Below are 9,661 nucleotides of genomic sequence, written 5' to 3'. Positions count from 1 at the left end.
AGCCGTTTTCCCCATATTACTGTTACGCGCCAGAAAACTACGCAAGAGACCCCAACCTTGGAGTCAAAAAATTTAAACAACCTTGGCAACCCACTGCGCAGACCGCCAAGTTCAACATCAAATTACTTCCCAGCATTGGGGGCTGTCTCACGCTCCTCAGCGAAATCAAGATCTGGATCATGGACATGACTGAGGATCCAGAGAAACTTGGCTTAAGCGCCGTCTGGATACATATTAATGACCTGGCAGATGAACCACTGGACGAGCATGGGTCGAACGAGAACATGCTTTCAGTCGAGTGTAAATATGCGGACTCCCGGTTAAGTAAAGTCTTCAAATATGAATTGGTATGCAAAGGGCGGAGTACGAACGATGAAATTCTGGGCAGGCTACGAATTGAGCAATTCCAGGATAAGCCATTGCGATTAACAGTTCGGATGACCGAGTAGTCGGCGTGCTGCCCGACGCTTAAGTCCCAATGACTGCCGCAAGCTGGCTAGGCAGCTTGGTCATGTCCGCTATCAAACGCAGTCTGAGCGCGAAGGACTGGGGCACAATGATCAAAGGTCACGGCGAAATCCTCGATTGGATGGACTCGATATGCTTCGCGGCACCGCTCTTCTTTCACCTGACGCGTTACTTCTTCTCCGTCTGATCTAGACGAATGCTCCAACCACAAAAAATGGGCACCCGACCGCAATCGGTGTGCCCATTTCTCATTTGCGGTTCTCCCCGTCATTCAGGGGAGTACGCCGCCATCAAGGATTGACGCTGTCTTTCAACGATTTGCCTGGCTTGAACGCCACGGTGTTGCTGGCCTTGATCTTGACCGGTTCGCCGGTCTGCGGGTTTTTGCCGGTGCGGGCGCCGCGATGGCGTTGCAGGAAGGTGCCGAAGCCGACCAGCGTCACGCTGTCCTTGCGGTGCAGGGCGCCGGTGATTTCTTCGAGGACGGCGTTGAGGACGCGGTTGGCCTGTTCTTTGGTCAGGTCTGCCTTTTCGGCGATTGCAGCGGCGAGTTCTGGTTTACGCATTAGTGAAGCCCCTTTGACGGTTTTTTGTTGTTATGTCCGTGCTGTTCTCATTGGAACAGCGCCCAAGGCGCCGCAGGCTCTACTCTGCGGCAGACGGGAGTGAGAATGGCACGCCGCCAACGGCGGCGCCAGTCTCCCCAAGACCTTTGTCGGGGCAAAAGAGCGGTGTTTGCGACAGAACGACCGGCATTTACGCCAGCAGCGGCGGTAGCTGTTTGTTCAGGGCCAGTTTTTCCATGACCGCCCCGCCGGTCAGGGCGTAACCGAGCAACTGACCGTCGGCACTGTGGCACAGCGCTTTGATGTCGGCGCCCTGCCCTTCGACGCTCCAAATGCCTTCGCTGCCCCGTGGCGGCGGCGAAACCACCAGCGGGCACACCGGGGTTTTCACGGTGATCGGCATCGGCCCGTAGCTGACCGCGGTCGGGTTTCCTGCGAGGGTTTGCGCCAACGCGCGCGCGCAACTCATCAGCGGCATCACGTAGAGCAGATTGAGCCCATCGACTTCAGCGCAGTCGCCCAAGGCGTAGATGTTGGCGTGAGAGGTCTTCAGGTAACGATCGACCATCACGCCGCGATTGACCTGCACGCCGGCAGCCGCCGCCAGATCGATGCGCGGGCGCAGGCCGATCGCCGAGACTACTACATCGCACGGGATGATCTGACCGTCGGACAGGTGCGCTTCCATGCCATCGGCGACTTTCTCCAGCCGGGTCAGCACCGGGCCGAGGTGAAACTTCGCCCCGATACTTTCCAGCCCGGCCTGCACGGCCGCCGCAGCGGCGGGATGCAAGAGCATCGGCATGACCTGTTCGCACGGCGCGACCAGTTGCACTTCGTAGCCGCCGAGGATCAGGTCATTGGCGAATTCGCAGCCGATCAACCCGGCGCCGAGCAACAACACCCGACGCTTGCCCGCCGCTGCGGCACGGAAGCGCGCGTAGTCTTCGAGATCGTTGATCGGGAACACCAGTTCCGCGCCGTCGCCTTCGATCGGCACGCGCACGGTTTCCGCGCCCCAGGCCAGAATCAGGTCGCGATAGGGCACGGCTTCTTCACCGATCCACAAGCGTTTGTGGCCGGCGTCGATACCGCTGATGCGCGTGTGGGTGCGCACCTCGGCTTTCAACTGCTCGGCCATGGCGCCGGGTTCGGCCATGCTCAGGCCGTCGGCGTCCTTGTTCTTGCCGAAACCGGTGGAGAGCATCGGCTTGGAGTAAGAGCGGCCGTCATCGGCGGTGATCAGCAGCAGCGGGGTTTCGCTGTCGAGCTTGCGAAACTCGCGGGCCAGGTTGTAGCCCGCAAGCCCGGTGCCGATGATGACGACTGGTGCGCTCATGCCTTACTCCTCTGATTTGCTTAGTTGATTTCGATCATTTCGAAGTCCATTTTGCCGACGCCGCAGTCGGGGCACAGCCAGTCTGCCGGTACGTCTTCCCAGCGGGTGCCCGCCGCGATGCCGTCATCCGGCCAACCATCGGCTTCGTTATAGATCAGGCCACAGACGATACATTGCCACTTCTTCATTCAGGTACTTCCTCAGGGTTCAGGCGTAGTGCCGGCGCGGACGGTCGATGGGTGCTGCGTTGCCATCCGGCTCAGGGCGTTTTGTACTGAGGGTGCCGCGCAGATGCAAGCCTGTTCGGCGCAACGGCGGCCGGCGCCGCTCAATCCTGTCGCCCGCCATGGTAAGCTCGCCGCCTCATTTGCGGCCAATAATGACTCATTGTGCAACATTCAAATGCCTGCCCCGCCCCGCTCTGGCTGACCCAAGACCGCCTGACGCCCCGCCCCGATCCGTTGACCCTCGACTGGTTGTTCGACGAAGGTTCGCTGACCCGCCGTTTGACCCGTTTGTCCGAGGACGGCTTCAGCGTGTCGCCGCTGTTCGAAGGCTGGGACACCCTGCGCGCTGATGAATGCACGGCACTGGATCTGGCCGAGGACAGCGAAGGCTGGGTGCGCGAGGTGTATTTGCGCGGCCACGGCGAGGCCTGGGTGTTTGCCCGCAGCGTTGCCTCGCGGGCGGCCCTGCAAGGTGATGGTTTGCACATGGATGAACTGGGCAGTCGCTCGCTGGGCGAATTGCTGTTTTGTGATCAGGCGTTCCAGCGCCGCGCCATTGAAGTCTGCCACTACACTGAACAATGGTTGCCGCCAGCGGTGCAAGCCCCTGAATTGTGGGGCCGGCGTTCGCGTTTCGATCGTGGCGCGCTGAGCGTGCTGGTCGCGGAAATCTTCCTGCCGAGCCTGTGGGACGCCGCCCGCGCCCATCCGGAGAATTGCTGATGTATCAGAGCCTGCTCAAGTCCCTCAACCGTCTGAACCCGCGCGCCTGGGATTTCGTTCAGTTGACGCGCATGGACAAGCCGATTGGCATTTACCTGCTGCTGTGGCCAACGCTGTGGGCGTTGTGGATTGCCGGCAAGGGTTCGCCGTCGCTGGCCAACGTGGTGATTTTTGTTCTTGGCGTAGTGCTGACCCGCGCCGGCGGCTGCGTGATCAACGACTGGGCCGACCGCAAGGTCGACGGCCATGTCAAACGCACCGCGCAACGGCCGCTCGCCGCTGGCCGGATCAGCTCGAAGGAAGCGCTGGTGTTCTTTGCCGTGCTGATGGGCATCAGTTTTCTGCTGGTGCTGTGCACCAATGCGCCGACGATCTGGCTGTCATTGGGCGGTCTGGCGCTGGCGTTCACTTATCCGTTCATGAAGCGCTACACGTACTACCCGCAAGTGGTGCTGGGCGCGGCGTTTTCCTGGGGCATGCCAATGGCCTTTACCGCCGAGACCGGAGAATTGCCGGCGGCGGCGTGGCTGCTGTGGATCGCCAACCTGCTGTGGACGGTGGGTTATGACACTTATTACGCAATGACCGATCGCGATGACGACCTGAAGATCGGCGTGAAATCCACGGCGATCCTGTTTGGCGAGGCAGATCGGATGATCATCCTCAGCTTGCAGGCATTGTCGCTGGCCTGCCTGATTCTGGCCGGGTCGAAGTTCGAGCTGGGGATCTGGTTCCACCTCGGCTTGCTGGTGGCTGCCGGGTGTTATGCGTGGGAGTTCTGGTACACGCGCAGCAAGGACCGTATGCGTTGCTTCCAGGCCTTCTTGCACAACCATTGGGCAGGGTTGGCGATCTTTGTCGGGATCGTGCTGGATTACGCGCTGCGCTGATGCATGACACCTGTGGGAGCGAGCCTGCTCGCGAAGGCGTCATGTCCGTCACCTCTGCGATAACTGACACACCGCTTTTCGCGAGCAGGCTCGCTCCCACAGTTTTGTGCGTCTCGGTTATTTGGCCTTGGCGACTTTCCATGCGCCGTCCATTTTGCCGTCGCCGGTCATGTCGCCGGCCTTCTTGTCCATCACAAAGGTGTACAGCGGCATGCCCTGGTAGGCCCACTGCTTGCTGCCATCATCACGAGTGATTACCGTCCAGTCCCCCATCGACTTGTCATTCGCTGTCGCCATTAGCGGCGGCCAGTTTGCCGCGCACTTGTCATTGCACGCGGACTTGCCAGCGGAGTCCTTGGCAAAGGTGTACAGGGTCATGCCCTTTTGATCGGTGTACATGCCGTCCTTTTCCATCGCCGGATCGGCCGCCATGGCCAGCCCCGGCAATGTCAGGGCGGCGGCCAGCAGCAGGGCTTTGAACGAAGCAGTCATCTGAGTCATGGAAACCTTCTTTTGTGGTTGTCAGGATTCGGACTTAGAGCTTAGTCGAGGATGGGTGCAAATGTTGCGCGCCTGAAATACTGTCACACGACTGCAATAATTCCGTTATCTAATGCGGCGCAAGACAGTTAAATGACAAGAGGATTAAGGCATGGTTGGCAGGAGCATTCTGATCGTCGACGACGAAGCGCCCATTCGCGAAATGATCGCCGTGGCGTTGGAAATGGCCGGCTATGACTGCCTCGAGGCAGAGAACTCGCAGCAGGCTCACGCCATCATCGTCGACCGCAAACCGGACCTGATCCTGCTCGACTGGATGCTGCCCGGCACCTCGGGCATCGAACTGGCCCGGCGCCTCAAGCGTGACGAGCTGACCGGGGACATCCCGATCATCATGCTCACCGCCAAGGGCGAAGAGGACAACAAGATCCAGGGCCTCGAAGTCGGCGCCGACGATTACATCACCAAACCGTTTTCCCCGCGTGAACTGGTCGCCCGCCTCAAGGCTGTACTGCGCCGCGCCGGACCGACCGATGGCGAAGCGCCGATCGAAGTCGGCGGCCTGCTGCTCGACCCGATCAGCCACCGCGTGACCATCGACGGCAAACCCGCCGAGATGGGCCCGACCGAATACCGCCTGCTGCAATTCTTCATGACCCATCAGGAACGCGCCTACACCCGTGGCCAGTTGCTCGATCAGGTCTGGGGCGGCAACGTCTACGTCGAAGAGCGCACCGTCGACGTGCACATCCGCCGCCTGCGCAAGGCCCTCGGCGACGCTTACGAAAATCTGGTACAAACCGTGCGCGGCACCGGTTATCGGTTCTCCACAAAAGCGTAAAAGCAGCTGCAAGTTTCCAGCTACAAGCGGCAAGTGAAAGCCGATCCGTTTTAGCTTGAAGCTTGCGGCTTGAAACTTGAAGCTGCGGCTAAGGACGCCCTCGTGAATCAAAACTGGCATGGCACCCTGATTCGCCACATGCTGTTGCTGGTCACCGCCTGCCTGGTGATCGGCCTGATCACCGGCTATTACGGCTGGAGCCTCGCGGCGGGTCTGGGGCTTTATCTGGCCTGGACGCTCAAGCAATTGCTGCGTCTGCACGAATGGCTGCGCCAGCATCAACCCGACGAAGCGCCGCCCGATGGCTATGGCCTGTGGGGCGAGGTGTTCGACAGCATCTACCACCTGCAACGCCGCGACCAACGGGTGCGCGGACGTCTGCAAGCGGTGATCGACCGGGTGCAGGAGTCCACCGCCGCGCTGAAAGACGCGGTCATCATGCTCGACAGCGACGGCAACCTCGAATGGTGGAACCGCGCCGCCGAAACCCTGCTCGGCCTGAAGACTCCGCAGGACAGCGGCCAACCGGTGACCAACCTGGTGCGCCATCCGCGCTTCAAAGAATACTTCGAGCAGGACAGCTTCGCCGAGCCATTGGAAATCCCTTCGCCGACCAATGATCGCGTGCGCATTCAGCTGTACCTGACCCGCTACGGCAACAATGAACACCTGATGCTGGTCCGCGACGTGACGCGCATTCATCAGCTGGAACAGATGCGCAAGGACTTCATCGCCAACGTCTCCCACGAACTGCGTACACCGCTGACGGTGATCTGCGGCTATCTGGAAACCCTGCTCGACAATGTCGAGGAAGTGAACCCGCGCTGGAGCCGAGCCCTGCAACAGATGCAGCAACAGGGCGGGCGCATGCAGACGCTGCTCAACGACCTGTTGCTGCTGGCCAAGCTGGAAGCCACCGACTATCCGTCGGACAACCAGCCGGTGCAGATCGACACATTGCTGCAATCGATCACCAGCGACGCGCAGCAGTTGTCCGGGGCGAAGAACCAGCGCATCAGCCTCGAGGCCAATGCCGGAGTGCTGCTCAAGGGCAGCGAGGCCGAGCTGCGCAGTGCGTTTTCCAATCTGGTGTTCAACGCGGTCAAGTACACCCCGGCCGAGGGCAACATCCGCATTCGCTGGTGGGGCGACGATCAGGGCGCGCACCTGAGCGTGCAGGATTCCGGCATCGGCATCGACAGCAAACACTTGCCGCGCCTGACTGAACGTTTCTACCGCGTCGACTCCAGCCGTAACTCCAACACTGGCGGCACCGGCCTCGGCCTGGCCATCGTCAAGCACGTGCTGCTGCGCCACCGCGCGCGCATGGAGATCAGCAGCGTGCCAGGCCACGGCAGCACGTTCACCTGCCATTTCGCCCCGGCCCAGGTGGCCAGCGCACGGGCGATCAGCGCCACCGAGTGATGCCGCCCGGCACACGCCACTAGGCAATCGCACGGTCAGCCGCTACATTGGCTGACTTGTGCCTGCCTTTCAGGCGCTGTTTCTCCCCACTTTCGAATCACACGGAACCCGCAAAACTCCATCATGGACCCTTCCCCTGGCTTGTCCCTCGCTACCATTTTCGCCGACTTCGGCATGATCCTTTTTGCTCTGATCCTGGTGTTGCTCAACGGTTTTTTCGTTGCGGCGGAATTCGCCATGGTCAAACTGCGCTCGACCCGGGTCGAGGCCATCGCTGAACAACACGGCTGGCGCGGGCACATCCTGCGCACCGTGCACAGTCAGCTCGATGCCTACCTGTCGGCGTGCCAGCTCGGCATCACCCTCGCCTCCCTTGGCTTGGGCTGGGTCGGTGAACCGGCATTTGCGCATATTCTCGAACCGCTGCTGAGCGCGGTCGGCGTCGACTCGCCCGAGATCATCAAAGGCGTGTCGTTCTTCACCGCGTTCTTCATCATTTCGTACCTGCACATCGTGGTCGGCGAGCTGGCGCCCAAGTCGTGGGCGATCCGCAAACCCGAGCTGCTGTCGTTGTGGACGGCAGTGCCGCTGTACCTGTTCTACTGGGCGATGTACCCGGCAATCTACCTGCTCAATGCCAGCGCCAACGCGATTCTGCGTATCGCCGGGCAAGGTGAACCCGGCCCGCACCATGAACACCATTACAGCCGCGAAGAACTGAAATTGATCCTGCACTCCAGCCGTGGCCAGGATCCCAGCGATCAGGGCATGCGCGTGTTGGCTTCGGCGGTGGAAATGGGCGAGCTGGAAGTGGTCGACTGGGCCAACTCCCGCGAAGACCTGATCACCCTGGAATTCAATGCGCCGCTGAAGGAAATCCTGGCGATGTTCCGTCGCCACAAGTTCAGCCGTTATCCGGTGTACGACAGCGAGCGCCAGGAGTTCGTCGGCCTGCTGCACATCAAGGATCTGCTGCTGGAACTGGCCGCGCTGGACCACATTCCCGAGTCGTTCAACCTCGCCGAGCTGACCCGCCCGCTGGAGCGCGTATCGCGGCACATGCCGCTGTCGCAACTGCTGGAGCAGTTCCGCAAGGGTGGCTCGCACTTCGCCGTGGTCGAGGAGGCTGACGGCAACATCATCGGCTACCTGACCATGGAAGACGTGCTGGAAGTGCTGGTCGGCGATATCCAGGACGAACACCGCAAGGCAGAGCGCGGCATCCTCGCCTATCAGCCGGGCAAGTTGCTGGTGCGTGGCGATACGCCGTTGTTCAAGGTCGAGCGCCTGCTCGGCATCGATCTCGATCACATCGAAGCGGAAACCCTTGCCGGGCTGGTTTACGAAACCCTGAAACGGGTGCCGGAAGAGGAAGAAGTGCTGGAAGTCGAAGGCCTGCGCATCATCATCAAGAAGATGAAAGGGCCGAAGATTGTTCTGGCCAAGGTGTTGATGCTCGATTGATGGGAGTTTGGGGGGCTCTTGTGGCGAGGGGATTTATCTCCGTTGGACGGCGCAGCCGTCCCAAAACCATTGAATGCAGTCAGTTAGTACAGAGTTGCAATATTTGGGGCCGCTTCGCGGCCCAACGGGGATAAATCCCCTCGCCACAAAAACCCTCAACACCCTATCGCGCCTACTGCTTGCCCAACGCAAAGTTGGGCAACGCCCCCAGCGGCTGGTTGAACTGATAGGGAATCGACACCAACCCTTCGCCGGTATTGCGCTGCACCACGAAATGCAGGTGCGGGCCGCTGCTGTTGCCGGTGTTGCCGGACAGCGCCAGCGGGCTGCCGACCTTGACCCGCTGGCCTTCGCGCACGCTCACCGAACCCTGTTTCAGATGCAGGTACACGCCCATGGTGCCGTCGTCGTGCAGCACTCGGACGAAATTGCCGGAGGCATCGGTGCCGCGCCCGCTCTGGGAGTTCTCGGTCTTGACTACCACACCCGCTCGCGCGGCGATGATCGGCGTGCCCACCGGCATGGCAATGTCCATGGCGTAGCGGTTTTTCGGCCCGTAGTGGCTGTATTGGCCGTTGGCGCCCTGGCTCAGGCGAAACGGCCCGCCACGCCAGGGCAGCGGATAGCGATAGCTCTGCGCGGTGCCTGCGGGGTCGCCCAGCGAATACTGGAACTGCGGCGAATACACCAGCGGCTGGTCACGACTGATCGCGGTCAGCAGCGCCAGCCGCGTGTTGCTGCGCGGTGGCAGCACACGACGGATCGCTCGCGACGGCGCGCCACGCACATTGCTCGTGCCGATGAAGGCCAGGGCAACCTCAACCGGCGCGTACAGATCGTTGCGCGCAAACACTACGTCGACGCCCTTCTGCTTCTTGATGTCCAAGTACACCTGGCGGTCGAGGCGCTCGACCATGCGGTCCTGAAACACGAACACTTTCGCGCCTTTGCTCGGGCGGTCACTGTACGAGACCACGCCGTTGGCGTCGGTGGATTTGTAGATGGTCATGGCCATCGCCAGCTGGGAGGCCAGGCAGAGACCGCAGAAAAACAGCAGGCGCGCGAGCATGGGCAAAAGTCTGTCGAAGGAAGGCCTGGGAATCAGCCTAGCAGCTGAGACAGACCAGGCTAGTCGACAGATGTTTCAAAATGGCCAGCGCGGGAGATGGGTGGTGCTTTTGATGGCCCCTTCGCGAGCAAGCTCGCTCCCACAGGTT

The 9,661-nt window shown here is 61.0% G+C and carries 11 protein-coding genes and 1 pseudogene; 7 read left to right on the top strand and 5 right to left on the bottom strand.

What is annotated here, in order from left to right:
• Both OQK_RS31185 and OQK_RS29225 read left to right on the top strand, forming a co-directional pair.
• On the top strand, positions 1-449 hold a 449-nt coding region (locus OQK_RS31185), incomplete at its 5' end, for a hypothetical protein (protein ID WP_238537167.1).
• A gap of 44 nt (positions 450-493) precedes the next feature.
• A pseudogene (locus OQK_RS29225) lies at positions 494-655 on the top strand (phosphatidate cytidylyltransferase); the annotation flags it as partial.
• A 103-nt stretch (positions 656-758) separates the two neighbouring features.
• On the opposite strand, the gene OQK_RS11350 reads toward OQK_RS29225, so the two are convergent.
• From OQK_RS11350 to OQK_RS11340, 3 genes are all read right to left on the bottom strand, one after another.
• Positions 759-1,034 (bottom strand): HU family DNA-binding protein, encoded by a 276-nt coding sequence (locus OQK_RS11350; protein WP_003213368.1) that lies wholly within the window; start codon positions 1,032-1,034, stop codon positions 759-761.
• 190 nt (positions 1,035-1,224) lie between these two features.
• Positions 1,225-2,373 (bottom strand): NAD(P)/FAD-dependent oxidoreductase, encoded by a 1,149-nt coding sequence (locus OQK_RS11345; RefSeq protein WP_016772492.1) that lies wholly within the window; start codon positions 2,371-2,373, stop codon positions 1,225-1,227.
• A gap of 20 nt (positions 2,374-2,393) precedes the next feature.
• A complete protein-coding gene (locus tag OQK_RS11340) occupies positions 2,394-2,561 on the bottom strand; it encodes a rubredoxin (RefSeq protein WP_016772491.1) in 168 nt (55 codons plus the stop codon).
• A 201-nt stretch (positions 2,562-2,762) separates the two neighbouring features.
• On the opposite strand from OQK_RS11340, the gene OQK_RS11335 reads away from it, so the two are divergent.
• Both OQK_RS11335 and ubiA read left to right on the top strand, forming a co-directional pair.
• The gene (locus tag OQK_RS11335) at positions 2,763-3,323 is read left to right on the top strand and encodes a chorismate--pyruvate lyase family protein (RefSeq protein WP_016772490.1); all 561 of its coding nucleotides are present in this window, start codon (positions 2,763-2,765) and stop codon (positions 3,321-3,323) included.
• Positions 3,323-4,213, top strand: a complete 891-nt coding sequence (ubiA, locus tag OQK_RS11330; protein ID WP_016772489.1) for a 4-hydroxybenzoate octaprenyltransferase — start codon at positions 3,323-3,325, stop codon at positions 4,211-4,213. The genes OQK_RS11335 and ubiA overlap by 1 nt, the downstream gene beginning before the upstream one ends.
• A gap of 117 nt (positions 4,214-4,330) precedes the next feature.
• On the opposite strand, the gene OQK_RS11325 is transcribed toward ubiA, so the two are convergent.
• Positions 4,331-4,714, bottom strand: a complete 384-nt coding sequence (locus tag OQK_RS11325; RefSeq protein WP_016772488.1) for a COG4315 family predicted lipoprotein — start codon at positions 4,712-4,714, stop codon at positions 4,331-4,333.
• Positions 4,715-4,865: 151 nt separating this feature from the next.
• Between OQK_RS11325 and phoB the strand changes: the two genes are divergently transcribed.
• The 3 genes from phoB (at position 4,866) to OQK_RS11310 (ending at position 8,444) form a co-directional block, all read left to right on the top strand.
• A complete protein-coding gene (phoB, locus tag OQK_RS11320) occupies positions 4,866-5,555 on the top strand; it encodes a phosphate regulon transcriptional regulator PhoB (protein WP_007896474.1) in 690 nt (229 codons plus the stop codon).
• A gap of 138 nt (positions 5,556-5,693) precedes the next feature.
• Complete coding sequence (gene phoR, locus OQK_RS11315; protein ID WP_221264854.1) at positions 5,694-6,980, top strand: phosphate regulon sensor histidine kinase PhoR; 1,287 nt, start codon at positions 5,694-5,696, stop codon at positions 6,978-6,980.
• Between the two features lie 123 nt (positions 6,981-7,103).
• Entirely contained in the window at positions 7,104-8,444 is a 1,341-nt protein-coding gene (locus OQK_RS11310) for a hemolysin family protein (protein ID WP_016772486.1), read from the top strand.
• 172 nt (positions 8,445-8,616) lie between these two features.
• Here the strand turns inward: OQK_RS11310 and OQK_RS11305 are convergent, their stop codons facing one another.
• Positions 8,617-9,513, bottom strand: a complete 897-nt coding sequence (locus OQK_RS11305; protein ID WP_016772485.1) for a peptidoglycan DD-metalloendopeptidase family protein — start codon at positions 9,511-9,513, stop codon at positions 8,617-8,619.
• Positions 9,514-9,661 lie beyond the last annotated feature (148 nt).

Origin of the sequence: Pseudomonas sp. R62 (assembly GCF_000257605.1) — a bacterium.
In the GTDB taxonomy this organism is placed as follows: domain Bacteria; phylum Pseudomonadota; class Gammaproteobacteria; order Pseudomonadales; family Pseudomonadaceae; genus Aquipseudomonas; species Aquipseudomonas atacamensis.
This window is presented reverse-complemented; position numbering and strand designations above follow the sequence as displayed.

What these genes read in the sequence shown, in the direction of transcription:
- OQK_RS11305 (WP_016772485.1), bottom strand. Translation starts at nt 9,513, where the DNA reads ATGCTCGCGCGCCTGCTGTTTTTCTGCGGTCTCTGCCTGGCCTCCCAG.
- phoR (WP_221264854.1), top strand. Translation starts at nt 5,694, where the DNA reads ATGCTGTTGCTGGTCACCGCCTGCCTGGTGATCGGCCTGATCACCGGC.
- OQK_RS11340 (WP_016772491.1), bottom strand. Translation starts at nt 2,561, where the DNA reads ATGAAGAAGTGGCAATGTATCGTCTGTGGCCTGATCTATAACGAAGCC.
- OQK_RS11345 (WP_016772492.1), bottom strand. Translation starts at nt 2,373, where the DNA reads ATGAGCGCACCAGTCGTCATCATCGGCACCGGGCTTGCGGGCTACAAC.
- phoB (WP_007896474.1), top strand. Translation starts at nt 4,866, where the DNA reads ATGGTTGGCAGGAGCATTCTGATCGTCGACGACGAAGCGCCCATTCGC.
- OQK_RS11350 (WP_003213368.1), bottom strand. Translation starts at nt 1,034, where the DNA reads ATGCGTAAACCAGAACTCGCCGCTGCAATCGCCGAAAAGGCAGACCTG.
- OQK_RS11325 (WP_016772488.1), bottom strand. Translation starts at nt 4,714, where the DNA reads ATGACTCAGATGACTGCTTCGTTCAAAGCCCTGCTGCTGGCCGCCGCC.
- ubiA (WP_016772489.1), top strand. Translation starts at nt 3,323, where the DNA reads ATGTATCAGAGCCTGCTCAAGTCCCTCAACCGTCTGAACCCGCGCGCC.
- OQK_RS11310 (WP_016772486.1), top strand. Translation starts at nt 7,104, where the DNA reads ATGGACCCTTCCCCTGGCTTGTCCCTCGCTACCATTTTCGCCGACTTC.